22 protein-coding genes are annotated in these 25,330 nt (G+C 57.2%); 2 read left to right on the top strand and 20 right to left on the bottom strand.

Translation table 11 applies throughout. The annotated features are described in order from the left end of the window. Positions 1 to 62: 62 nt before the first annotated feature. The 16 genes from ACOOFE_RS17080 to ACOOFE_RS17155 all read right to left on the bottom strand — a co-directional run bounded on the left by ACOOFE_RS17080 (position 63) and on the right by ACOOFE_RS17155 (position 18,368). On the bottom strand, positions 63 to 857 hold the full coding sequence (locus ACOOFE_RS17080) for an IclR family transcriptional regulator (protein ID WP_420411157.1): 795 nt from the start codon (positions 855 to 857) through the stop codon (positions 63 to 65). Positions 858 to 943: 86 nt separating this feature from the next. After that, on the bottom strand, positions 944 to 2,284 hold the full coding sequence (locus ACOOFE_RS17085; protein WP_420411158.1) for a TRAP transporter large permease: 1,341 nt from the start codon (positions 2,282 to 2,284) through the stop codon (positions 944 to 946). Between the two features lie 51 nt (positions 2,285 to 2,335). Then, a complete protein-coding gene (locus ACOOFE_RS17090; RefSeq protein WP_420411159.1) occupies positions 2,336 to 2,833 on the bottom strand; it encodes a TRAP transporter small permease in 498 nt (165 codons plus the stop codon). Between the two features lie 59 nt (positions 2,834 to 2,892). Further along, positions 2,893 to 3,960 (bottom strand): C4-dicarboxylate TRAP transporter substrate-binding protein, encoded by a 1,068-nt coding sequence (locus ACOOFE_RS17095; protein WP_420411160.1) that lies wholly within the window; start codon positions 3,958 to 3,960, stop codon positions 2,893 to 2,895. A gap of 159 nt (positions 3,961 to 4,119) precedes the next feature. Further along, positions 4,120 to 5,640: a class I adenylate-forming enzyme family protein gene (locus ACOOFE_RS17100; protein ID WP_420411161.1), complete on the bottom strand. Its 1,521-nt coding sequence runs from the start codon at positions 5,638 to 5,640 to the stop codon at positions 4,120 to 4,122. Positions 5,641 to 5,666: 26 nt separating this feature from the next. Further along, entirely contained in the window at positions 5,667 to 6,671 is a 1,005-nt protein-coding gene (locus tag ACOOFE_RS17105; RefSeq protein ID WP_420411162.1) for an NAD(P)H-dependent flavin oxidoreductase, read from the bottom strand. A 10-nt stretch (positions 6,672 to 6,681) separates the two neighbouring features. After that, on the bottom strand, positions 6,682 to 7,464 hold the full coding sequence (locus ACOOFE_RS17110) for an oxepin-CoA hydrolase, alternative type (RefSeq protein ID WP_420411163.1): 783 nt from the start codon (positions 7,462 to 7,464) through the stop codon (positions 6,682 to 6,684). Positions 7,465 to 7,467: 3 nt separating this feature from the next. Continuing rightward, a complete protein-coding gene (locus ACOOFE_RS17115) occupies positions 7,468 to 8,601 on the bottom strand; it encodes an acyl-CoA dehydrogenase family protein (RefSeq protein WP_420411164.1) in 1,134 nt (377 codons plus the stop codon). Between the two features lie 12 nt (positions 8,602 to 8,613). Continuing rightward, positions 8,614 to 9,810, bottom strand: coding sequence for an acyl-CoA dehydrogenase family protein (locus ACOOFE_RS17120; protein ID WP_420411165.1), 1,197 nt, complete (start codon positions 9,808 to 9,810; stop codon positions 8,614 to 8,616). A 12-nt stretch (positions 9,811 to 9,822) separates the two neighbouring features. Further along, positions 9,823 to 11,001, bottom strand: coding sequence for an acetyl-CoA C-acyltransferase (locus tag ACOOFE_RS17125; protein ID WP_420411166.1), 1,179 nt, complete (start codon positions 10,999 to 11,001; stop codon positions 9,823 to 9,825). Between the two features lie 11 nt (positions 11,002 to 11,012). Next, positions 11,013 to 13,100, bottom strand: a complete 2,088-nt coding sequence (locus tag ACOOFE_RS17130; RefSeq protein ID WP_420411167.1) for a 3-hydroxyacyl-CoA dehydrogenase NAD-binding domain-containing protein — start codon at positions 13,098 to 13,100, stop codon at positions 11,013 to 11,015. A gap of 289 nt (positions 13,101 to 13,389) precedes the next feature. Further along, positions 13,390 to 14,085, bottom strand: coding sequence for an ABC transporter ATP-binding protein (locus ACOOFE_RS17135; RefSeq protein WP_420415601.1), 696 nt, complete (start codon positions 14,083 to 14,085; stop codon positions 13,390 to 13,392). Between the two features lie 8 nt (positions 14,086 to 14,093). Then, positions 14,094 to 14,873: an ABC transporter ATP-binding protein gene (locus ACOOFE_RS17140; protein ID WP_420411168.1), complete on the bottom strand. Its 780-nt coding sequence runs from the start codon at positions 14,871 to 14,873 to the stop codon at positions 14,094 to 14,096. Further along, complete coding sequence (locus ACOOFE_RS17145; protein ID WP_420411169.1) at positions 14,870 to 16,132, bottom strand: branched-chain amino acid ABC transporter permease; 1,263 nt, start codon at positions 16,130 to 16,132, stop codon at positions 14,870 to 14,872. The genes ACOOFE_RS17140 and ACOOFE_RS17145 overlap by 4 nt, the downstream gene beginning before the upstream one ends. Next, positions 16,129 to 17,061 carry a branched-chain amino acid ABC transporter permease gene (locus ACOOFE_RS17150; RefSeq protein ID WP_141187418.1) on the bottom strand — a complete coding sequence of 311 codons (933 nt, stop codon included), beginning with the start codon at positions 17,059 to 17,061 and terminating at the stop codon, positions 16,129 to 16,131. The genes ACOOFE_RS17145 and ACOOFE_RS17150 overlap by 4 nt, the downstream gene beginning before the upstream one ends. 74 nt (positions 17,062 to 17,135) lie before the next feature. Beyond that, positions 17,136 to 18,368, bottom strand: a complete 1,233-nt coding sequence (locus ACOOFE_RS17155; RefSeq protein ID WP_420411170.1) for an ABC transporter substrate-binding protein — start codon at positions 18,366 to 18,368, stop codon at positions 17,136 to 17,138. Positions 18,369 to 18,650: 282 nt separating this feature from the next. On the opposite strand from ACOOFE_RS17155, the gene ACOOFE_RS17160 reads away from it, so the two are divergent. Both ACOOFE_RS17160 and ACOOFE_RS17165 read left to right on the top strand, forming a co-directional pair. Further along, entirely contained in the window at positions 18,651 to 19,640 is a 990-nt protein-coding gene (locus tag ACOOFE_RS17160) for an NAD(P)H-dependent flavin oxidoreductase (RefSeq protein WP_420411171.1), read from the top strand. A gap of 330 nt (positions 19,641 to 19,970) precedes the next feature. Beyond that, complete coding sequence (locus ACOOFE_RS17165; RefSeq protein WP_420411172.1) at positions 19,971 to 21,554, top strand: class I adenylate-forming enzyme family protein; 1,584 nt, start codon at positions 19,971 to 19,973, stop codon at positions 21,552 to 21,554. 60 nt (positions 21,555 to 21,614) lie between these two features. Here the strand turns inward: ACOOFE_RS17165 and ACOOFE_RS17170 are convergent, their stop codons facing one another. The 4 genes from ACOOFE_RS17170 to dctP are packed head-to-tail and all read right to left on the bottom strand — an operon-like array spanning position 21,615 to position 25,322. Continuing rightward, a complete protein-coding gene (locus ACOOFE_RS17170) occupies positions 21,615 to 22,400 on the bottom strand; it encodes a maleate cis-trans isomerase family protein (RefSeq protein ID WP_420411173.1) in 786 nt (261 codons plus the stop codon). Between the two features lie 25 nt (positions 22,401 to 22,425). Next, on the bottom strand, positions 22,426 to 23,742 hold the full coding sequence (locus ACOOFE_RS17175; RefSeq protein ID WP_420411174.1) for a TRAP transporter large permease: 1,317 nt from the start codon (positions 23,740 to 23,742) through the stop codon (positions 22,426 to 22,428). Further along, positions 23,742 to 24,275, bottom strand: coding sequence for a TRAP transporter small permease (locus ACOOFE_RS17180; protein WP_420411175.1), 534 nt, complete (start codon positions 24,273 to 24,275; stop codon positions 23,742 to 23,744). Before ACOOFE_RS17180 ends, ACOOFE_RS17175 begins: the two co-directional genes overlap by 1 nt. A 60-nt stretch (positions 24,276 to 24,335) precedes the next feature. Then, positions 24,336 to 25,322, bottom strand: coding sequence for a TRAP transporter substrate-binding protein DctP (dctP, locus tag ACOOFE_RS17185; RefSeq protein ID WP_420411176.1), 987 nt, complete (start codon positions 25,320 to 25,322; stop codon positions 24,336 to 24,338). Positions 25,323 to 25,330: the final 8 nt, after the last annotated feature.

Consider the following 25,330-nt stretch of genomic DNA (forward strand, 5'->3'; position numbering starts at 1 on the left):
ATCAGGTCCGGGACGGCAATGGGGTCCTGGAAGGGCGCAGGTCTGCTGCCAAGCTCAGAAAACTAAACCGGCAGAAGCACCGAATAATGCTGGCCCGTCACATGGCGCAATTGTTCAACCGCCGCGGCAAGTTCCGGCCCGACGCTGTCCTTCATCCGCGCCTCGGTCAGAACATCTGCGGCCGCACCACTTAAAAAGGCAACCGGCTCGCTGAACTCTGATGGCCGGTAAGGCGTGGCAAGCGCATTGATAGAGGCTGAAAACCGGTCGTCGCCAGTCAGATACATGTACCCATTCGCAAGAAGGTGATCCTGGGAACGAGCCCAAAGTTCCATGCATTCGTCAGCTTGATCTTCCGGCAGTATCGACATGATCTTGTTGCGTTCGGTTTCATTCATCGCGCCGATGTAAGCCGCGCCTGTTGACGATTTCAGCACCGGCATCCGGTAACCGACATTCAGCCAGATGGTTGCGGAGTTCTCCGGCCGCCAGGTCTTGACCATCAGCATCTCGCCATCGTCCTGAATGGCGACGCCAATCAGAGTTTTGGTATCATTGGCAAGCTTCTGCATGATGGGCGTTGCCGTTTCGATGAAGCCGAAGGCAGCAGCGGCAATGTTCCCCAGCGCGAGCGCAGAAGGTCCCAACCGGTATTTGTCATGGTGACGGCCATGGGTGAGATACCCAAGCGCGCAAAGCGTGAAAGTTAGCCGGGACACCGTAGACCGCGGCAGTCCGGTCCGCTCAGAGATTTCCAAGTTCCCGAGCCCATTATCAGTGGGCCGGAAAGCTCTGAGCACACTCAGACCGCGAGCTAGAGTATTCGCGTAGCGTTTATCGTCCTTAAGGTCCGGCATTTTTCGAGTCACTTCACATCATGTCTATGCATCTACTTATCTGATAATCCAAGATTTTTGGATACCCTTGTCTTTGTTACTTTGCGTTATTTCACAGCCTGCGACAGGAACAACGAGATTGCCGGAAAGGCAACAATGAGCGCCAGGACAATCACGTCCGCACACAGGAAGCGCCAAATCCCCGCGAAAATCGTTCCAACAGGCGCATCCCGGCCAACCACATTGGCCAGAACAAACACATTGAGACCAACCGGCGGGGTGATCAGCCCGATCTCCAGCAGTTTGACGACAACAACACCAAACCAGATCAGGTCCATGCCATTGGCTTCAACCAGCGGGATCATCAGCGGTAGTGTCAGAACCATGATCCCGATCGGATCGAGGAACATGCCGAGAACCAGATAAACCAGACAGATACAGAAAAGCAGCATGGCTGGGCTCAATTGCGCATCGGCAACAGCCTGGACCAGCGCCGGAGCCATGCCAGTGAGTGCAATGGCAGCCACAAAGATTTTTGCGCCTGCAGCAACAATGAACAGCGACGACGTCTGGATCACCGTGTCTCGGACCGCATGCCACAGGTCGCTCAGGCTCAAACGGCGTTGCAGGAAGCCGATTGCCGTTGTGACAACAACACTGACAGCAGCAGCAGCGGTCGCAGTGAAAAAGCCGCCATAGATGCCAACAACGATGATCAGGAAAATCAAGGCGGCCGGCCAAGCCTCTTTCGCGGCCCGGATCTTTTCCGCAGTACTTGCCGGTTTTTCACGCGGCGGCGCCACCTTTGGATCTGCGGTGATCCAGAAGCCAATGACGATGACAAAGCCGATCAAGGTCAAAAGGCCCGGGAGAACGCCTGCCAGAAACAGTTTGCTGACTGAGGTCTCCGTGAAGATCGCATAGATGATGAACAACACGCTTGGCGGGATCAACGAGCCGAGCGTGCCGCCGGCTGCGACACTGGCTGTAGCCAAGCGCGGATCGTATCCAAGCCGGAGCATTTCAGGTGTACAGATCTTGCCCATAGTGGACGCGCAGGCGACGGAGGACCCGCTGATCGCAGAAAACCCGCCGCAACCAATCACGGAGGCCACGGCGACACCTCCGCGCAGCTGCACCAGCCACACCCGCGCCGAATTATAGACCGCCGTCGTGATCCCGGCCTTATAGGCGATGTTGCCGAGCGCAACGAACAAGGGGATCATCGACAAGTCAAAGGAATGGATCAGGTCGAAAGAGTTGGAAAACACCATCGCCGACGTCGCCCGGAAGGCCCGTTCGGGCATGAAGGTTCCAGTGCGCAACGCAAAGATCATAAATGCCGCAGCTGTCGCAACGCCAATGAGGGCGAAGGCGATCGGCACCCGCATTGCCAGAAGAATGAGCATGAGAGCAAAGGCGATCAAGCCAATGGTTGCCGGATCCATAAAGAGAATTCCCTGAAAATCTTATTCGTCAGACCGTTCGCGGCTAACCGCCTAGTGCGTTCCGGTAAGGATTGTTCTTCCGCGCAAGGCCGAGACAATGTCGCCAAGAACCATCAGCACCAACCGGATCCAGCACAAACTCAGCCCCAGAACAAAGGCCAAGCGCCCTGGCCACTGCTGGAGGCCGAGATCACCGTAAAACTCGCTACCAGTGTTCCACTGGTAGACGAATTCCTTTCCCGCGGACCAGATCAGCGGCATCAAAGCCACAACACCAAACAGGCTGCCGAAAACAACAAACCAATTGACCAGACGCGTGGGCAGAAAGTTGGTCACAAACTCAACAGCGATATGAGACCGCCGGGTTGTGGCCGCTGCCAGTGGCATGATGATGGCCAGCACCATCAGTTCGCGCACGATGATCACCGTGTCGGGCACCGACTTGTTAAAAACGTTCAGTGCAAAAACATCGGTAAAAATCAGCAAGGCCAGCGCCATTGTGGCCACCACAGCCACATCGATAAAAATCTGCTCTAAGCGATCAAGCATAGGTCCCTCCCCGCAGGTTGGGCCGGGGCATTTTCTGCCCCAGCCTTATTGTCACGCACTTAGTCGCGTTCCCACGGATAGCCTTGTTCTTCAAATTCCTTGGTGAACTCGGCGACTGCCTCGGTGTATTTGGCGATCAGCATGTCGGCATCCAGACCAACGCTCCGGGCGTTTTCCTTCCAGGTCTCGATGAACGGCTCCGTGGCTGCGTTCATGGCGGCCCGGTCATCAACGCTGAGTTCGAGCAGCTTAATATCCCGTTCAAACTCGCCGGCCGAGATTTCATCGAGCGCCCGGGTATTTGCGCCCATGACGATCTGAGCAAACTTATCGGCAAGCTCTTCTCCCGCCTGCATCAGAACCGCTTTCTGGCTGTCAGACAGAGCATCGAACGACTGCTTGTTCATGAACATGCCATAGCCGCCGATTTGTCCCCAGCTCAGCAAGGTATAGCTATCGATGACCTCATGCCACTTTAGAGCCGGAATGATGTAGGAATAGCCTTGGCTGCAGTCGATCAAACCGGCATCAAGGGCCTGGTAGGCTTCGTAAACGCTCAGATTGACCATAGTCGCACCGAGTTCACCAAACACCTTGCCATAAACGCCCGCACCGCGGATCCGTTTGCCTTCAATGTCTTTGACCGACGTGATTTCCGTGCCTGCGCAGGCCACGTTGACATCCGATGCGGTAAACGTGCCGATATAAACCAGGTCCTGATCGGCGAGGTTCTGGGTGATTTCTGGTGTGGTGCGCATCAGCTTGTCCGTGGCGCGCAGACCAACCCATACATTCGGGCCGCTGAGCGGCAGATCGGCGATGGAATAGGCAGCCATTTCTTTCTGGAAGTAGGCGGAGATGATCGACCCCGCATCGGCAACTCCATAACCAATGGCACCGGCTGCCGCGTTGGCCTTAAACAGCGCACCACCCCACTGGATATCTAGCTTCAAGTCGCCGCTAGACAATTCACCAATGCGTTCATCGAACCACTTCAACGCCACCGGAACAGTGCCGCGGGCCGGGCCACCGTGGCCGTAGAAAATGGTGGTTTCCGCGACTGCGGCGGATGTGCTGAGACCCGTGGCAACCAATGCGCCAGCGATCAGTGACTTCAACAGTTTCATTAGGCCATATCCTCCATCGACCATTTGATTATTCCACTATATGGAATTTTGTTCCGATTAAAAGAAATAAATTGAGTTCCTCGGCATTTCTCTGGCTTGGCCTTGGAAACCGGCCAAGCTGAGCCCTGCTAGATCTAAGAAAGCCTCTTTTCTAACGCCTCAAGCGGGTTCGCTGAGTTGTTCGGAAAAAGTGCCGATCAGTTTGGATTTCAGGATTTTCCCAGTTGGAGCTGCGGGCAAATCATGGGCGATCACGATCTTGGACGGCCGCTTGTAGGGCGCCAGACGGTCATGCAGGAAGCCTTTCAGATCGTCTTCCGAGACCTTGCTGTCCTTAGCCACCTTAACAAAGGCGAGAACTTCCTCATTGCCTTCAACTTGCCGGCCCACAACCCCGGCAACAATCACCTCCGGATGATCGGTCAGGATGCCCTCGATTTCGACCGGATAGACGTTGAAGCCGGAGCGGATGATCAACTCCTTGGAGCGCCCGGCAATGTGCAGGCGGCCTTCTTCGTCGAACCGGCCAAGATCTCCGGTGCGGAAAAAGCCGGTATCCGTGATCACCTCGGCGGTGCGTTCCGGATCCCTGAAATAGCCTTTCATCACCTGCGGACCGCCCAAAAGGATCTCGCCAATCCCCTTGTCCGGTTCAGCGCCCACAGCTTCCAGATCCAACCGCAAGACGCAGTCACCCATTGGCCGGCCAACGCTGATGTCCGGATCTCCAATTTCATTCAAGGTTGCGCAAACACCTGCAGCGCCTTCCGTCAATCCGTAGCCGTTTTGCAGCGGCAGACCATAGAAGGCCTCAGCTTCTCGTTTCCAAGCCGGATCGAGCGGAGCACCGCCGGATGAGACGAAACGCAGATGTCCTGCATCGTATTTGGACTTGCTGTGCGCGCGCGTATAGTGAAAGAGATGCGCATGCATTTGGGGCACACCGGGCAAAAGCGTGACGTCTTTTTGCAGCGCTTGATACAGCCGCTCGACATCAAAACGGGGCTCTAGGCGCAACGAGGTTTGCGCAACGGCCGCCGACAAAAGCGCTATAAAACCATAAATATGAGACAACGGTAGCGCCAGGTAAGTGACATCATTGTCCTCCCGGCCACGCAATTTGACAGACGCCTGCGCAGCGCTGTTCAGATTGCCATGTGTCAGCATTGCCGCTTTGGGATTTCCGGTCGTTCCTGATGTGTAGAGCATCAAGCCAACCTGCGCCCGGCCGTCTTCAAAAACAGGTTCCGCTTCTGCACCTTCCCGGCGCATCAACGCCGCTTGGCCAAAGGTTCCTTCGACAGCCTCGGCGCCAAAGTGGTCGGCATGAGCTTTCGCAGCTTCGGAGACGTCCGTGCTGAACATCACAACGCTGGGATCGCTGTGAGCGAAGATCCGCGACAATTCCGCATCGGTCAGCCGCGCATTGATTGGAACAATGATTGCGTCCAACCGGCTGGCGGCAAAAAAGAACGCCGGAACTGAGATACAATTCTCAAAGACCATGACGATCCGGTCACCGGCCTTAAGGCCGAAAGACCTCAGCGCCTCTTCCGCCTCACCCGCGGCTTGCTTCAACCCGCTCCAGGAGATGTCCCGGTCTGCATAATCGTGAATGGCAACTGTATCTCCGCGCGCGGCGGCCGCTTCATCCAGAAAATCATGAATGCGATTCTGCATTCCAGTTCCTCCCAAATCGCCGCTCTTTAAGCAGCGGTGTTTAACCGCTTCAAGGCACCAAGGGCATCAGCTTCCAAACGGTTGACTATCTCGGCCAAGGGCTCGACTTTATCAACAAATCCAAGGGCATGGCCCGCCGACAAGATGCCGCGTGAGACATCGCCGGTGGCATAGGCCTGCCGGCCAATTGCGCCAGAGACGTGTTTCAACAGTCCTTGTATGCCGATTTCCGGATTGTCGCGCTCCAGTTGGATGACAGTCTCTGTCGTCTCATTGCGCAGGCTGCGCACGGTATTACGGACTGATGTCATGCTGAGCGCCGTATCCAACTCGCTCGCATCTATCAGCGCCTGTTTGTATCCTGGATGAGCCTGAAGCTCCTCAGCTACCAGGAACCGGGTTCCGATAACAACACCGGACGCCCCCATCACCAGAGCCGCGGCCAATTGCGATCCACGGCCGATACCGCCGCCAATTAGCCAGGGAATGGTGAGCCGTTCGTCGGCAAGACCGGCATTGACCATGGAACCGATCATATCCATGCCCGGATGCCCGCCGCATTCGGCGCCAACAATCGACACCATATCCACGCCGACGCTTTGCGCTTTGACCGCATATCTCAGGCTGGGAACCTTGTGCAGAACCGTGATCCCGGCATCCTTCAAGATCGGCAAGTAAGCCTCAGGACTGCGCCCGGATGTTTCCACGAATTTGATGCCGCAATCGGCTATCGTGCGGAAAACGTCCGCGGTTTTCTCACCCGGAACGAGTTTGGGCAGCATAGAAACGTTGACACCAAACGGATTGCCATCTGACAGCTCCCGGCAGCGCTCGATTTCAGCCTTCAGGTCCTCCGCTTCCGGAAAACTAGCTGCCGTAATGAAGCCCATGATTCCGGCCCGGGCCGCCGCCGAAACATAGTCGGCATTGGCCAGCCATTGCAGGCCACCGGCGACGATCGGCACCTTAGTGCCATAGGTCCGGGTCACCGGCGTATCGAAAATCGGATGTTCAAAGTTTGCCGACGTCATTTCAAACTCCTCAATCGCGGAATACAGGGCGGGATTTGCTGAGAACGGCGGCGATACCTCTGCGGGCCTCTTCGCCCCCAAGAGCCTCGGCCATTGCGTCCCGCTCCGCGTCAAGTTGCTCTTCCAGTGTTGCTGTCTCAGCGGATGTCAAAAGGGATTTGATGGCCGCGATGGCTTTTTCGGGACCGGCGGCGATCTTTCTGGCCAAGGCCTGTGCAGTCGCCAGAGCTTCACCTTCGCCGCAGAGGTCGGTCAGAACGCCCAGGTCATACAACCGTTCAGCCGTCAGTGGCGCACCCAACAAGGCCATCTTCGAAACGGTGCCACGCGGCAGCGCGTTCATCAGCGCATGGGTAACGCCACCGTCCGGAACCAAACCGGCTTTGACATAGGCAAGCGTGAAACCCGCTCCCTTGGCGCTGACAACCATATCGCAGGCCAGAGCGATGCTGAGACCGGCGCCAGCAGCCCCGCCCTCGACCGCACAAATCACGGGTTTTGGACAAGTGCGGATTGCCTGGATCAGGGTATGGAGCTTGGCAATTGCCGCCTTGCGCTCGTCGAGCGTCATGTTGCGCCGCTCTTTTAGGAGATTGAGATCCCCGCCTGAGCAGAAATAGTCCCCTTCTCCCGCCAGAATGACCGCGGTAATCGACGGTGTTTCAGCGGCTTCAGCAAGGCCTTCAAGCAGTCCGTCATAATACTCCGGCGACAGCGCGTTGCGCCGGGCCGTGTTGGTGTTCCACAAGATCAGGTGATCCGGTCGAACCTCTTTTCGGAAAAACGCACTCATCGCTTAGGCCGCATTCAAGGAGATGAAGCGTTCCAGATGATGATCCACGTCGCCGAACAGATGATCGATCATCACGATACGCCGAGCAAAATGCGACAGCGCGTATTCATCCGTCATACCGATGCCGCCATGGAGCTGAACGGTTTCTTCCGCGACCAGCGCTCCTGCCCGGCCGATCAGGTTTTTCGTCGCGCTGACATGGCGTTCCCGCAGCGCGCGCGGGGCTTCGAGGTGGCCCGCCAGATTGATGACTGCAGAACGCGCCTGTTCAACCTCAATTAGAAGATCCGCCATACGGTGCTGCAGCGCCTGAAACTTGCCGATGGCAATGCCGAACTGTTTGCGCTCCTTCAGATACTCAATGGTCAACGCCTTAGCGGCTTCCATCGCACCGACTGCTTCTGCGCAAACAGCCAATGTGGCGCGGGCCACTGCCGTTTCAATCGCCGCGAAAGCTACACCGGAGCCGCCTAAACGTGCGTTGTCATCCACAGTGACCCCATCCAGTTTGATGGTGGTAGCTGAAGCGCCGTCGACATTGGGATGATCGACGATCGTAACGCCAGCTGCGTCTTTTGGAACCAGGAACAAGGATATTCCCTTTTCGTCCCAGTCCGTTCCGGCCTCACGGGCGGACACCACAATCATGTCGGCCTGCGCACCGTTCAGCACATGCGCCTTCGTGCCGTTCAGCGTGATTTGGCCGCCATCAGCTTTCGCCGTGGCAGTGACATGATTGAGGTCATACCGTGAGGCCGGTTCTGCATGGGCGAACGCCAGGATCTTTTCTCCTGCAATAACGTCGCCAATCAGTGTTTTTTGTTCGTCCGTGCCCAACTCGGAGATCAAGCCCCCAGCGAGAACCGCATTCCCCAGGATCGGCTCGATCACACCAGCACGGCCAAGCTCTTCAAAAACAACGGCAATATCGAACCCGGCACCGCCAAGCCCGCCCTCAGCTTCTCCAAACAGAGCACCAAAGATGCCCAGGTCCGCCAGTTCCTTGAAAACTGAGGTGTCATACGCTTTGCCGGAGGCCAGCAGTTTGCGTCGCTCTTCGTGGCCGTAGTTTTCGCTCAAGAAGCGTTGCAACATATCGCGCAGCAACGCGCGCTCTTCTGTCAGATTAAAGTCCATCTGCTTAACGCCTCAAAGTTCCAAAATCGCTTTTGTGATGATCGTGCGCTGGATCTCGTTTGAGCCACCGAAAATCGATAGTTTGCGCATGTTGAAATAGTTGGGCGCCGATGCAGGCGCATGTTCCGGGCCTTCTGCCGGCACATTGTCACCGCCATCCAGGTAGTCCGGCAGGAACGGCATAGCGTCGGGGCCAGCTGCCCGGCGCAGGAGCGAGGACAATTCCTGGCGTATCACCGTGCCCTTGATCTTCAGCATGGAGCTTTCCGCACCCGGCGCCTGTCCCTTTGCCGCTGCTGAAACAACCCGAAGGTTGGTTGTTGCCATCGCCATCAGGTCGATTTCAACCTGTGCCATCCGCGCGGCGAAATACGGGTTTTGATCCAGTGACTTGCCGCCGGATTGGGTGCTCGCTGCAACGCGCTTCAACGTTGCCAAGGCGGCATTGGAGAAGCCAACTCCGGCAATATTGGTCCGCTCATGCGTGAGCAGGTACTTGGCGTAGGTCCAGCCCTTGTTTTCTTCGCCGACAAGGTTGCTGGCCGGGACGCGCACGTCGTCAAAGAAGACCTCGTTGACCTCAGCCTCGCCGTCGATCAGCACGATCGGGCGCACGGTCACACCCGGCGTGTTCATGTCGATCAAGAGGAAGGAGATGCCTTCCTGTTTCTTGGCATCTGGATCTGTGCGCACCAGGCAGAAGATCCAGTTGGCATGCTGACCAAGCGTCGTCCAGGTTTTCTGGCCATTGACGACATAATGATCGCCATCGCGCACAGCCTTGGTCTTAAGAGCTGCGAGATCCGAACCAGCCCCTGGTTCAGAATAGCCCTGGCACCACCAATCTTCGCCATTCAGAATGCGCGGCAGATAGTGCTGGCGCTGTTCTTCCGATCCGAACGCCAGCAGCACGGGCGCCAGCATCGAGAGACCGAAAGGAACGATGCGCGGCGCGTGGGCCAGACAGGCTTCTTCTTCGAAAATCATCCGCTGAACGGCATCCCATTCAGCACCGCCGTATTCCTTTGGCCAGTTCGGCGCGAGCCAGCCCTGCGCATTCAGGATCGCATGCCAGCTTTCCATGTCCGACTTGGTCAAGCGCTTTCCAAGCCGGACCTTTTCCTTAAGTTGACGAGGCAGTTTTTCGCTCAGAAAAGCCCGCACTTCGGCGCGGAATGCTTCTTCCTCCGGCGTGTAGCTCAGATCCATCGAAGATCCCCCTTAGAAAATCTCGAACAGGCCGGCAGCACCCTGCCCGCCACCGATACACATGGTGACAACGCCGAGTTTTGATCCCCGGCGCCGGCCTTCCAAAAGAAGGTGGCCAGTCATGCGGGCCCCGGTCATACCGAACGGGTGACCGATGGAAATCGAGCCGCCATTGACGTTGCACTTCTCCGGATCGATGCCGAGCTGTTCCCGGCAATACAGCGCCTGCGAGGCAAACGCCTCGTTCAGCTCCCAAAGATCGATATCATCGACGGACAAACCGTGGCGTTTCAGAAGCCGCGGCACGGCATAAACCGGCCCGATGCCCATTTCATCCGGTTCACAGCCTGCCGTGACAAACCCTTTCAGCGCACCGAGTGGCTCAAGACCTTGTTTTTCTGCCAGATCAGCGTCCATCAGGACGAGCGCCGCGGCGCCGTCTGACAGCTGCGACGCATTGCCAGCGGTGGTGAAATTGCCTTCGCCGCGTACCGGTTCCAGCTTGGCCAGGCCTTCGAGCGTTGTGTTCGGACGGTTGCAATCGTCCATGGAAAACGTGACGTCCTTGCGGGTCACTTCGCCGGTTTCCTTGTCCTTAAAAGCTTGGGTGACGGTGATCGGCACGATCTCATCGTCCAGTTTGCCAGCCGCCTGAGCTGCAGCGGTGCGCTGCTGGCTGACCAAAGACAGTTCATCCTGGGCATCGCGGCTGATGTTGTAGCGCTTGGCCACGATGTCCGAGGTCTCGATCATCGACAGATAGACCTCCGGCTTGTGCTCATCGAGCCATTTTTCGCGCGCTGCGGGCGGGCGGGACGGCGGCATCTGGCTAATGCTTTCCACACCGCCAGCGATCGCAGCTGAAGCGCCTTCGACGGAAATTGCATGGGCTGCCATAGCCACCGCTTGAAGACCTGAGGAGCAAAAGCGGTTGATGGTAACAGCTGCTGTCGTCACCGGCAGACCGGCGCGCAGAACGGATTGGCGTGCAATGTTGCTGCCTGTCCAACCTTCCGGATAACCGCAGCCGATGAAGGCATCTTCGATAATGGCCGGGTCCACCTTGGACCGCTCGACAGCATGCTGGATCGCATGACCGGCCATGGTCGCACCATGGGTTTCGTTGAACGCGCCCCGGTAGGACTTCGCCAGCCCGGTCCGGGCGGTCGAGACAATAACTGCTTGTTTCATGAATAAAGGCCTCACGCGTTCAGGCTGGCGAAAGTCTTGCCTTCCGCTGCCAATTTTTCCAACAGGGGAGCCGGTTGCCACAGGAAGTCATCTTCTTCGGCAAACCGTTTGATATCATTCAAGATCTTGCCAACACCAACCGTGTCCGCATATTGCATCGGACCACCACGCCAGCGCGGGAAACCGTAGCCATTGAGCAAGGTCACATCGACGTCGAGTGGACGTTGCGCAATCCCTTCCTCAACCACAAGAGCCGCTTCATTGACCATCGCCGCCATATACCGATCGACGATTTCCTGGTCACTCAACTCGCGGGTTTTAATGCCTTTGGCATCCTGTTCATCTGAAATATATCCAAGGATATCGCCGTTCGGCGTCGGCTTGTCACCGCTGTAGTCATAGAATCCACGACCCGTCTTGCGGCCGTGATGTCCGGCTTCGCACAAGCGGTCGGAAAACTCGGCATAGACTTCGCGTGGATCCCGTGTTTCGGCGAGACGTTGGCGCGTCATATATCCAATGTCGAGACCAGCTAGATCGCTGACCGCAAACGGTCCCATGGCAAGACCGAAGTCGACCAACGCACGGTCGACATCAAATGGGCTGGCTCCTGCCAGAACCGCGCCATCGATGGCCTTGCGATAGGTCGCCAGAATGCGGTTCCCGATAAAGCCGTCGCAGACACCGGCGCGCACACCTATCTTGCCGAGGCGCTTGGCCAGCGCAAATCCGGTTGCGACGACATCCGGTGACGTCTTGGCGCCGACAACGATTTCCAGAAGCCGCATCACGTGGGCCGGCGAGAAGAAATGCAGGCCGATGACATCTGCCGGGCGGCTGGTGATCTCGGCAATCTCGTCCACATCAAGATAAGACGTGTTGGATGCCAGGACCGCACCCGGCTTGCAAATTTTGTCGAGCTTTCCAAAGACATCCTTCTTGACGTCCATGCTCTCAAAGACTGCCTCAATCACCAGATCAGCCTCAGCCAAGGCTTCATAATCGGATCCGGCACTAAAATTACCGGTCATGATGGCGTCGAATTTTTCTTGGGCAAGCTTGCCGCGTTTCACCGCACCGGCGAGATTCTTGGAAACCGTGGCTTCCGCCTTGGCAACCGCGTCCGCATCCCGCTCGATCAGTGTGACCGTTAGTCCGGCGAGCAGAGCGGAGGTCGCGATGCCAGAGCCCATGGTTCCGCCGCCGATAATGCCGACCTTTTCAAGTGTGCGTGGCTCAACATCCTGAATCTCAGGCAATTTGCCGACCTGGCGCTCGGAGAAGAAGGCATGGATCAACGCGGCGCGCTGATCCGAATCCATCAGCTCGCGGAACAACGCGCGTTCCTGCACCAAGCCTTCGGCAAATGGCAGCGTGACCGCACCTTCAATGGCATCGATGCATTTTTGCGGCGCCAGCTGACCGCGTGCTTTTTTGGCTGCAGCGGCCCGCGCCTTTTCAAACAAACCATCTTCCGGTGTGTTGCAGGGCAGACCACTGACTGGACGGGGCGCAGCGCTTTCAGTTATGAGCGCGTTTGCATAGGCAAGCCCTGCAGACCGCATGTCCTCTTCGCCGCTCACTCGGTCGATCAGACCAAGCTCAAGAGCTTCTTTTGCGGAAATCGGCTTGCCGGAGGTGATCATGTCGATGGCTTTTGCGACCGGCACAAGACGCGGCAGGCGCTGTGTGCCGCCAGCACCCGGCAGAAGACCGAGCGAGACTTCCGGCAAGCCAAGTTTGGTTTTTGGTGCCGCAATGCGGTAATGCGCGCCAAGTGCCAACTCCAGTCCGCCACCTAACACGGTGCCATGAAGGGCTGCCACAATGGGCTTCGCGCAGGCTTCGATCTCGTTGATCAATTCGGGTAGGAACGGTTCTTTCGGCGGCTGGCCAAATTCGCGGATATCGGCGCCTGCAACAAAGGTGCGCCCAGCGCCGTAAATTACAACGGCTTTGACATCGTCGTTGCTGGAAATTTCCCTAAAACTGTCTTGAAGCCCCGAACGGACCGCATGCGACAGCGCATTGACCGGCGGATTCGAGATCTCAATGACGGCAATATTGTTTTCAAAAGTCAGATTGACGCTTTGTGTCACCACAAGGCCTCCCAGTCCAAGTGATCAGATCGTGGAAACTGTTCTAATCACACCCCAAAGAAATTTCAATATGTAGAATTCAATATTTTATAATGAAATTATACTTTAAGCATAAAGGTTCTATCCGGGTCGATTTGCTCCGGATATAAATGTCGCCCCCGCCCCCTTAAACTAACCGCGTCCCACCGGTCCCGACGCAGTGCAGCGAATATCAGGGACATACAACCTCAGCGATCAAAAAAGTCCCGGTTCAAGACCGGGACGGCAAAGCGGCGAGACCGTACCGACTCTAAACCTCCAGCCACTCACCACGGATGTCATCCCGGGTGATGAAGTCCTGCGGGGTGCCGGAATAAACGATCTCGCCATGCCCCATGACATAAACACGAGACGCAATCTTCAGCGCGATGGAGAGTTTTTGCTCAACCAGCAGGATCGAGACACCTGCCCGGGCGATTTCCGCCAAAAGCTCCCCGACCTGGGCAACGATGCGCGGCGCTAGCCCCTCTGTGGGCTCATCAATCATGATCAGCTGCGGATCGCCCAACAGTGTCCGGCAAATGGTCAGCATCTGCTTTTCACCGCCGGAAAGGACGCCCGCCGGCGTGTCGGCCCGCTCTGCCAAATTCGGGAACATCTTCAGCATATCGTCAATCGCCCAGCGCCCTGGCCGTTTCATGTCCTTGATGCCGAGCACAAGGTTCTGCCGGACTGTCAGGCCTGGAAAGATATCCCGGTTTTCCGGCACATAACCGAGGCCTTTCAAGGCAATCTCGTGGTTGGCGAGACCTGAAATGTTTTCCCCCTTGAACCAGATATCGCCTTTCGGCGCGACCTCCCCCATGATCGCCTTGACCGTGGTAGAGCGGCCAACCCCATTGCGTCCGAGAAGGGCCACCACCTCCCCCTCCCCGACTTCGAGATCGACCCCGCGCAGCACATGGCTCTTTCCATAAAACGCGTTAAGCCCACGCACAGACAACATGGTGTTCATCACGCGGCTCCTTCGATTTGCGGAAGATCCTCGGCGTCATCACCAAGATAGGCTTCCCGGACTTTGGCATCACCGCGGATCTCGTCCGGAGGTCCGGAGGCAATGATCTGGCCGTAGACCAGCACGGATATCCGGTCGGACAATCCAAAGACCACGCTCATATCGTGTTCAACAATTATCAGGGTCTTGCCGGCCGTCGCCCGCTCAATCAGGGCGACCGCGCGTTCGGTTTCCGAGTGGCTCATACCGGCAGTCGGTTCGTCCAGAAGGATCACATCGGCGCCGCCGGCGATGGTGATCGCGATTTCCAGCGTGCGTTGATCGGCATAAGGCAGGCTTGCGGCTGACAGTCCCGCCTTGTCGATCATGCCGACCGTTTCCAACACCTCTGCCGTGCGTTCCTGCACATGTTTCAGGTTGCCGATGTTGCGCCAGAAGCTGTAACCGGTGCCCAGCGACCAAAGCACCGCACAGCGCACATTTTCGCGCACAGTCATATTGGCAAAGATGTTGGACACTTGAAACGAGCGCGAAAGCCCCATGCGAGTGATCTCGTGCGGTTTACGCCCCGAGATTTTCTTGCCGCTCAGATGTACACTGCCCGAAGTTGGCCGGTGCAAACCCGAAACAAGATTGAACAAGGTCGATTTACCCGCCCCGTTCGGTCCGATGATCGCGTGACGTTCTCCCGGCTGGATGTCCAGATCAACACCCCGGATGATCTCGGCCGGACCGAAGTTTTTAGTCAAACCGCGGATGGAAAGCGCCGGAGTGCTCATGAGCCCGCCTCCTCATTCGCCGATGCCGCAGAGCGCATCACCCAGCCACCGACGCCAAGAAGGACCGCTGCCAGCCCCCAGGTCAGTGGGCTGTTTGCTTCCAGCGCCAGCCCGAAGGGTTCAAAAACCTCACCAAAGCCGTTGGAGTGACGCACGACAACTTCAATCACAACCACTGAGCCAAGGAAGGCGGATAGGGCCCCTGCACCGAAACGCGCCCAGCGCATCAGGACTGTTCCCCGGTTCGGGTTCTGCAACACGTTGCCAGCCCCAACGGCAATCCCGGCAAGGCCCGCCGGCGCGAACATGACGATCAGGATGAACAGCAAACCGAGATACAACAGCCAGGCCTCGGTGAAATCGGACAGGTTCGACTGCATGTAGGTCAAGAGCGCAGCGCCCAGCATCGGCCCGGCGAAATAGCGGATCCCGCCAACATAGGCCATCAACAGCACAAATCCGGACGGCAGCAGCGACAGGGATTCGGGCGTAAAGATCTCATAATTGACGGCCGCCATGCCGCCAGCCAAACCTGCAAAACCGCCGGAGAAAATGAAAATCAGATACCGCACCCGCTGCGGGTCGTAACCGACAAACTCCACCCGTTCCGGATTGTCGCGCACTGCCTCCCCCATTTTGCCAAGCGGTGTTCGGGTGAAAGCGAACATGGCCACCGTTCCGATCAAGGTCCAAGCAGCGATGAACCAATAGACCTCGTTGATCGGGCCCAAGCTCAATCCAAAGAGTTCTGTGCCGTTCATACGGTCACCGGATACACCCTCTTCCCCACCAAAGAGGCTGGTGAACATGAACCCGGCAGCTGCCACCAGTTCTGCGATCCCCAATGAAATCATGGCAAAGGGAATGCCGGCACGGCGGCAGGAGGGCCAGCCAATGACAGCACCGGCCAATGCGCCTCCGGCAAAACCGACCAGCGGCAAGGCAAAAACGGGGACAAAACCCCAGATGCCTGTTCCCGCTTCAATCGCCTGCATGGCATGCATTGCCGTGTAGCCGCCGAGGCCAAAATAGACCGCATGGCCGAAGGACAAAAGGCCGGCCCGGCCGAGGAGCATATTGTAGGACAGCGCGAAAACCATGTTGATGCCGATGGAATTCAACAACGTGTAGGCCGTTCGCGACGGCTCTGTCATCGGGATCACGACCAAGACCGCCGCCATGATCAAAAACGGCAGCACGCGTGTGCGAAATTTCTCCGTGCCCGATGGCGCAATTGAGATAGCGATTGTGTCGGTCAAATTTCCCGCTCCCCCATCAAGCCGCGTGGGCGGATCATCAGGATCAAGACCAGCAGTAGAAACGGCAGCATCGGCGCCAAGGAGGCAATCGAGATGCGGCCAAGGTCACTCAGCGGACTGAGCCCGGTAAACGCAAAGATCTCCGCAAAGGTCGTATCAATGGAAATGGCGAAGGTCTGAAGAAGGCCGATTAGGAGCGAGGCTATGAAGGCGCCTTCCAAACTGCCCATGCCGCCGACCACGACAACCACAAAAACAATCGGGCCGATGGAGAGGGCCATGGCCGGTTCTGTGACCAGGTAATTGCCGCCAATAACACCTGCGAGCCCGGCGAGCGCGCAGCCAAAGCCGAACACCATCATGAACACGCGCGGTACATTGTGGCCCAGATGGCCGACCATATGCGGATGGGTCAAAGCGGCCTGGATGATCAGCCCGGCGCGGGTACGCTTGAGCAAGAACCAAAGACCGCCGAGCATCGCAACGGACACCACCAGCATGAAAATCCGGTAGGCCGGGTATTGAGCACCAAAGAGCGTGAACAGGGGAAAGTCGAGGGCCGCCGGGATTTCATAGGCAACGGGGATCTTGCCCCAGATGATCTTGACCAGCTCATCGATCAAATAAGCAAGGCCGAACGTAAACAAGAGTTCGGCCAGGTGGCCATTGACATGGACTTTTCTGAGGCCCCAGCGTTCGACAGCAGCCCCGGCAAGACCAACCATGATTGGGGCCAGGAACAAGGCAATCCAAAATCCGGTGACGGAGCCGATGGTGTAAGCGAAATAGGCGCCCAGCATATAGAAGCTGGCGTGGGCGAAGTTGAGCACGCCCATCATGCTGAAAATCAGGGTCAGACCGCTGGACAGCATAAACAGCAACAGCCCGTAGATGACCCCGTTCAGCAGGGAAAAGACAAATGTTTCCATTTAGATCCTGCCTGTCGGCCGCGCGTCTTATAACGCGCGGCTTCAATCCATTGATGATTGTGATGTACGGCTGATCAGCTGGGCCGTTTCATCTGGCAGGTGGTTTCGGTGCGCGTGGCCTCGCCCTTGATGACGCCGTCCGGATCGGTCTTGAAGCCGAAGTCCGTGCCTTCCAACTTGCGGGTGATATCATCAGAGAAGGTCGAGATGAACATAGGCTGGATCAGTTGATGATTGTCCTTGCGCATGGACACAGACCCATAGGGCGTTTCGTGGCCCATTCCTTCCAGAGCGAACGCGACCTTAACCGGGTCATTCTCGCCAACGTCATCAAGCGCGCGGTCAAACATCTCCATTAGCGTGAAGACGCGCTGATAATAATAATCGGTGCCATAACGATCCTGGAACCGGTCCATGTTTGCGATCTGGTCTTCGCTGGTCTCGATGTTCTGGTGGAACTCCGTAATCTGCTTGACCAGTCCAATCGCGCTTTCGCCCATGGTGGCAACGGCGCCAAGCCCGCCGCCGTAGTACGTCAGATAAGGCACCTTGTGGCCAGAGGCGGAGGCCGCCTTGACCAGGAGCGTCATGTCCTGGCCCCAGTTGCCGGTGATCACGGCATCAGCTTCTGCAGAAATCATTTTCTGAATGTAAGGCGTGAAATCCTTGACCTTGCCAAGGGGATGCAGCTCATTGCCGACGATCTCGATGTCCGACCGTTTTTCAGAAATCATCTTCACAGCTGCGCCGGCAACCGCTTTGCCGAAGGAATAATCCTGGCCAAGAATATAGACTTTCTTGATGTCCTGTTGTTCGGCCAGCCAATCGGTCATGGCCTCCATTTTCATATCCGCATCCGCATCAAAGCGGAAATGCCAGAAACTGCAGCGGTCATTGGTGAAGGCCGGATCAACAGCGGCATAATTCAAAAACAACACTTCATCGCCCGGATTGCGCTTGTTGTGTTTGTTGATGGCGTCAATCAGTGCGGACGCAACAGACGATCCATTGCCCTGAACGATGTAACGAATGCCTTGGTCGATGGCTTTTTGCAGCTGAACCAGGCTTTCTTTCGGATTGATCTTATTGTCGAAGGGGACGATTTCCACCGTCATTCCGGCGGCTCCGCCGGTGTCGTTGATTTTATCCGCAGCATATCGGAAGTGCTTCAGCCCGGTATCACCGGTAAGGGCAAAGGGGCCCGACAGCGGATCAATATAGCCAATTTTCAAGGTCTCGGCGGATGAAACGCCTGCTGAACAGACTGCAAGCGCGGTGGCGGCCACAAGTGTCTTGAGATATTGCACGTTTTCCTCCCTGAGTTGCTGCCATCTGAGTTTTCTTTATTGGCAGCAAGGCCTCATGTTGCACCGCACGCGCTGGATGAGACCCTTCCAGAAGGCCATTGCAAATTGAATCAATCCGGCTTGTCAAGATTTTTACGGAATTCAATTCCGACATCTGGAAAGTTGACGCTTACGAAAAAGGAAGCTTACAAATAGGCACACTGCCATTCGCGCCGCACGGCGCCGATGTGCCATAATTGAAAGAACCGGCCTCTACCCGCCGGTCAGGAGGTGACCCCAAGAATGTTGAAATCCAGAGCACTCCCCAAGGCCCTGCAGGGCTTGCGGCTTCCGGCCGTTGCCGCACCGCTTTTCATCGTCTCCGGGCCGGAGCTGGTGATCGCCCAGTGTAAAGCCGGGATTATCGGCAGTTTTCCGGCACTCAACGCCCGTGAAAAAGACGGCGAGCCGATCATGCTGGAAGCCTGGCTTAAGCAAATCACCGAGGAACTTGACCGGCACAATCAGGCCAATCCGGACACTCCGGCAGCCCCTTTTGCCGTCAATCAAATCGTCCACCGGTCGAACGCCCGCCTTGAACGGGACCTTGAAATCTGCGCCCGCTGGAAAGTGCCGATCTGGATCACCTCGCTCGGTGCGCGAGTGGAAGTCAATGAAGCTGCACATTCCTGCGGCGGCATCACCTTGCACGACATCATCAACAACACCTTTGCCAAGAAAGCGATACAAAAAGGCGCCGACGGGCTGATCGCCGTTGCTGCGGGCGCCGGAGGCCATGCCGGCCCGCAATCGCCGTTTGCCCTCATCCGGGAAATCCGCGAGTGGTTCGACGGCCCTCTCCTGTTGTCCGGTGCCATCTCCACCGGCGAATCCCTGCTGGCGGCCCGGACACTGGGCGCAGATCTCGGCTATATCGGCTCCGCTTTTATCGCGACCGATGAAGCCAATGCGCAGCCGGAATACAAACAGATGCTGGTCGACAGCGGCGCAGAAGACATTGTCACCTCGTCCCTCTTCACCGGCGTTTCGGGCAACTATCTGGCGCCATCCATCGAGCGCGCCGGCCTTGATCCGGCCAATCTGGCAACGGCCGATGCGTCTTCGATGAACTTCGGCTCCGGCTCCTCGAAAGCCAAGGCCTGGAAGGAAATCTGGGGCTCGGGCCAAGGCATCGGTGCGCTGAAATCCATCGTTCCAGCCGGCCAGGTCGTCGACCGGATCGAACAGGAATACCGGGACGCCAAACAGCGGATTTGTTCAGATCCTGCGTAAATAGGATTGTTTGATCCACTGGTTGCCCTAACCACCTTTACAGCTTCCCCGGCCTTGCGCCGGGGTCTTTACCGTTCGGGTCCCGGCTCAGGGCCGGGACGGCACAAGCGGGCGCCATTTGGGCATTAACCTGCGGCAAATCAGGCGCCTCCCCGGCCTCGCGCCGGGGCCTTTTCTATTCAGATCGCGGTTCAGGGCCGGGACTGCGCACTGGGGCCAATTTACCTCGGGTTCCGGAAACAGCGTCATCCCCTGGCAGCTGCCAATAAATTCCTCTTGCATACTTATAATTCGCATGCGAATTAATATTAAACTACGGGGAGGACTGCATTGGCTTATCAAGACACGTCACAGGACACCATTGCCGCGGACATGCCGAAGATCGAGCCGGTCCCAGTACCCGGTGAGCAGTTTCTGGATATGCCCGCCCGTGTCCGGGCCGCAGCCAAACTCCAACACAACAAAACTGCCCTGATTGATGGCGCTGAGACCATCGACTGTACATGCCTTTGCAATCTCATGGACAGGACCGCCGCCTATTTGATGGCGGAAGGCCTTCGATCCGGCGATCGGGTCGCCAGTCTTGCCGGAAACAGCGCAGACCATGTTGTCCTATATCTTGGCGTCTTGGCGGCCGGTGCCTGCATGGTGCCACTGCCGGTGACAGCGCATCCGTCCGCGCTTACCGAGATGGTCCGCAACTGCGCGCCGAAGCTGCTGTTCGCCGATGACGCAAATCTGGATGTCGCTCATAAGCTCGGCTCGGCCCAAGTTCACCGGCTGGAAGGCCTCCGGCCCAAAGCGCAAGAATTTCAGCCAATCCAGCCGGTCGAAATCACGCCAACCGATTTGTTCGACATCATTTACAGTTCCGGGACCACCGGCACGCCCAAAGGCATTCAGCATGATGCCCGCTTCCGCGACCGGCAGATGAGCCGGATGCTGAAAATGGGATTCGGCGACAACGCCGTTTCGATCGTCTCAACACCGCTTTATTCCAACACGACGCTCGCGGGCCTGCTGCCGGTGCTGGCCTATGGCGGCACTGTCATCTTGATGCGTAAATTCAACGAACGGCATTTTCTGGAGCTTGCCGAACACCACCGCGCCTCGCACATCATGCTCGTGCCGGTGCAATATCAGCGCCTTCTAGCCGATCCTGACTTCGACCGATTTGATCTCTTGTCCTTCAAGGTCAAACTGTCGACCAGTGCCCCCCTGCCCATCCCGCTCGTTCGTGGCCTCTTGGAGCGCTGGCCCGGCAAGCTGATCAACCTTTACGGTATGACCGAAGGCGGACTGGCCACCGTTCTCGACTGCGGGGCGCATCCGGACAAATTACACACGGTCGGCAGTCCATCGGAAGGCACGGAATTGCGGATCATTGGTAAGGATGGCCGGGAAGCTTCGGGCGGCCAGATCGGCGAAATCGTTGGCCGGTCGAACACCATTATGACCGGATACCGGGATGCTCCCGAAAAGACCCGGGAAGCCTTGTGGCAATGCCCGGACGGCGCCTACTTCATGCGTACCGGTGACATGGGCCGGCTCGATGAGGACGGATTTCTCGTCCTGCTCGACCGGGTCAAGGACATGATCATTTCCGGCGGTTTCAACATCTATGCCGCCGATCTGGAACAAGCCCTACTGACCCACCCGGATGTGGCGGAAGCTGCGGTGATTGGCATCCCGAGCGACAAATGGGGCGAAACGCCGCTTGGCCTGGTGGTCCTGCGCAAAGGCGCGGAAATCGGTGCAGATACGCTCCTTGCAGTCACCAATGCCCAGCTCGGTAAAACGCAGAGATTGTCCGCGGTCGAGTTCCGCCAGCATCTGCCACGCAACGCCATCGGCAAGATCCTGAAGCGGGATCTGCGCGCGGAATTTGCTCGGTCCAATACCGAGCCGCGGTAGTGGTTCTGAAGTCCCTCAATTCCGCGACTTCTTATTTGGCATTACCCCAACGCAGCGCAATCAAGCGACCTTTGGCAGTTGGGCCGGTTGGCCGCCTGACAAAAACGCCCCGCCACCAGGAGCGACTGCCGTCAGGTTCAGGCTTTGCAGGATTTTGCGGGTGGTCGCCACAGCCGCAGACACCGTCGGCAGCCCGGATGCGCGTTCAATCATCTCAATGGCAGGTAGTGACGGCATCTGGACACAGGCCGATGCAACAATTGCATCTACTCCCCGCGTATCGAGCTTGCGCCAAAGTTCAGCCGGTGCCGATGGATCTTGAGCCGCGACTTTCAAATTGTCCGGGATTTCAAGGGCCAGGAAGTCCTGAACTTCAATGCCTTCATTTTCGATATAGTCGACCACGAGCCTCGTCAGTGGCCGCATATAAGGACAAATGATAGACACCTTCTTGGCGCCCATGTCCTTCAAGCTGTCCACCAGAGCACCGGCCGAGTTCAATACCGGCGTTGGGCATCCGTTTTCAGCCGTTGCCTTTTGCAGTTTTTCAGAAGATGCCCGGTGATAGCCAAGCCCCACGGACATGATCGCCACCAGGCAGGCGTAGGCCTGCACCTCAACGGCGGCGTCTGAAAGTTCGGTCGCACAGCGCAGGCTGTCGGCATCCATAGCTTCCAGTTCTTCCTTGACCACAGACTTCATGCGCATGCGGGAGGAATGAAAGGTAAAGCGATCCGGCAGGATGCTTTCCCGGGCTTTGAGAAGGGCCGGAATTTCCGTTTCCATCGTCACGTTGGAGCTCGGTACGATCAGGCCGACACGGCGGTAGTTCAGGGTATTGGACATATGAATTCTCCTTTCAGGGCAGCGCCTAGAGCGCCGGCCCCATAACGAAGTTGGGCAACCAGGTGGCAAGGCCGGGGAACAGGCACAGAAGGCCGATGGCCAGCAGCATGCAGGCGACAAAGGGCAGCGAGCCGAGCAGGATCGTGCGCAGGGAAATATCCGGTGCGATGCCATTGATCACATAAAGGTTGAGCCCGACTGGCGGTGAAATCAGGCCGATCTCCATATTGATCGTCAGCACCACGGCAAACCAGATCGGATCAAAGCCTGCGCCCGTGATCACTGGCAACAGGATCGGGGCCGTCATCAAAATCACGGCAACCGGCGGCAGAAAGAACCCGGAGACGATCAAAAAGAGGTTGATCGCGCCCATCAGCACCCAACGGTTCACCTCCAGATCGCTGATCCAGGCGGCGATTGATTGGGTAATGAAGAGACTGGACAGCATGTAGGAAAAGACACCGGCAGCGGCGATTATGAACAGGATCATCACGCTTTCCTTGGTGCTGTCGCGCAGGACGGCCCAGATGGCCGATGGCCGGGTCAGCTTGTAGATGATCATTGCCATGACCAGACATAGGAGCGCGCCCACAGCTGCGGTTTCGGACGGTGTCGCAACTCCGCCATACATGGCGTAAAGCACACCCAGAATGATTGCGACAAAGGGCAGGACGCGCGGCATGATTTCGAACCGTTCCCGCCAGGTGTAGGTCAACCGCGAAGTGCCGGTTCTGCCGCCAGACGTCCAGGTCGCATAGATTGACCAGGCCATGAACAAGCCAACCAACAAAAACCCCGGGACAACACCGGCCAGGAAAAGGCGGCCAATCGAGGTTTCCGTTGCAATGCCATAGACGATCATTGTGATCGATGGCGGAATCAGGATCCCGAGTGTTCCACCAGCTGCAATCGATCCGGTTGCAATTTCCTCCGGATAACCGCGTTTGCGCATTTCCGGAATGCCCATCTTGCCGATGGCCGCGCAGGTGGCCGGACTGGATCCGGACATGGCGGCAAAGAGCGCACACGCCCCAAGATTGGAGATCACCAGGCCGCCAGGTATCCGGGTGAGCCACCGTTCCAGCGCTTCATAAAGATCAGCGCCGGCACGGGTCGAGGCAATGGATGCGCCCATGATGATGAACATCGGAATGGAGAGCAGCGCAAAACTGTCGAGTTTTCCAAAGAGCACCTCCGGGATCAGTTCCAAAGACCGCAATCCGTCAAATGCGAGAAGGAAACTGGCCGACACCAGCAACAGCCCGATCGCGACGGATATCCCGGAAAACAGAACAAAGATCGTAACAGTGCCGACAACCGAGCCAAGAAGAAGCGGATCCATCAGCTTGCCTCCCGTTCTGAGTAGCCCTGGAGCGTGTCCAGAAGATCGGCGATCAATTGGAGCAGCATCAAGCTGAGACCCACCGGAAGCGTCAGATACGGGATCCACAACGGCACCGCTGTGACCGTGTCAGACGTCCAGCCCCGCGCTTGTGCGAAATGCCAGAACTCAAACCCGTAAAAAAGACAAACCGCGATGACTGCGACTGCCGCCGTCTGTGTGAGGATCGCCAAGACCCGCGCGGCAGCCGGGTTCAGCCACAACGGCAACAGATCGACATTCACATGGCCTTTGTGTTTCTGCACAAAGGCAAGGCCAATCAGGGTCGCCCCGACCATCAGATAGATGACGATTTCGGTCTGCCACACAGTAGATGCATTGAGAACAAAGCGGACGAAGATCATTTGACACGTGAGCAGCACAGCGCTGACGATCATTGCAGCGGCGCACCAGCCAGACACTTCCGAGATCCAGCCAACGACCCGCTGAAATCCGCGGGCGGCAACCGGCCTGGCGGACAGAATGGTTTCCATGATTTTTTACCTGATTAAGGGGAAAAACGGGTACAGCCTTACGGCCACACCCGGGTATGGTCAGTCGACGGAGAGCGCCAGGTCGAGCAGCCTCTGGCCGTCAGCAACACTTTCGGTGAAGGCCTTGTAGGAGGTCTTCTGAGCCAGGGCCTGCCAGGCAGCAAAATCCTCTTGAGACATTTCGGCAATTTCCACACCGGCCTCTTTGAAGACTTCAACCGAGGCTGCGTCCTGTTTTTTGGCTTCTTGCAGATAATAGGCTTCCGCTTTTTTCGCTGCGGCTATGAGCGCTGTCTGCTGGTCAGATGTCAGCGCTTCGAAAGTCGATTTGTTCATCAAGAGCGGCTGATAGAGAAACCAGAGCGCCACCTCTGAAGCTGGCGTGTAGCAGGCGACCTGTTCGAAGATCCGGTAAGAAACAAAGGACGACGACGAGGTATTTGCGCCGTCCAAAACCCCCGTCTGCATGGCGCTGTAGATTTCCGAAGACGCCATGGACGTGATCGATGCGCCTGCACCGACCAGCATCTGTTCAAAGGATTTGCCAGCGGCCCGCATCTGCTGACCTTCGGCATCACCTGGTTTTACGATGCACTTGTCTTTTCCGACAAAACCACCGGCAAGATACCCGTGTACCAGCACCATCACGTCATCTTCGGCCATCTTAGCTTCGAGCGCATCCATGAAGGGCGAGTTTGCAAGGCGGGCCGCATGGTCATGGTTTTTAACCAGGCCGGGCATCAAAGTGAGATTGAATTCCGGCCGCTGGCCACCGGCATAACTCAGCGGAAACACCGTCATGTCGAGAATGCCTCGGCTGAGCGGACGGTATTGCTCGCGCGGTTTGAAAAGCGATTTTGACGGAAAGATCTTGATCTCAAGGTCAACCTCCGAAGCTGCAACTTCTTTCGCAACAATTTCCGCCACAGCGTGGCGGACGTCCTTCGTCGACCACTGATGCGACAAGCGAAGTTCCGCACTTTGTACAGCTGTTGTGAGGGCCGCCGCGCAGGCCGCGGCGCAAAGAGCTGTCTTTAATATGCGCATGATATCCT

Origin of the sequence: Roseibium sp. (genome assembly GCF_965216085.1) — a bacterium.
GTDB lineage: Bacteria > Pseudomonadota > Alphaproteobacteria > Rhizobiales > Stappiaceae > Roseibium.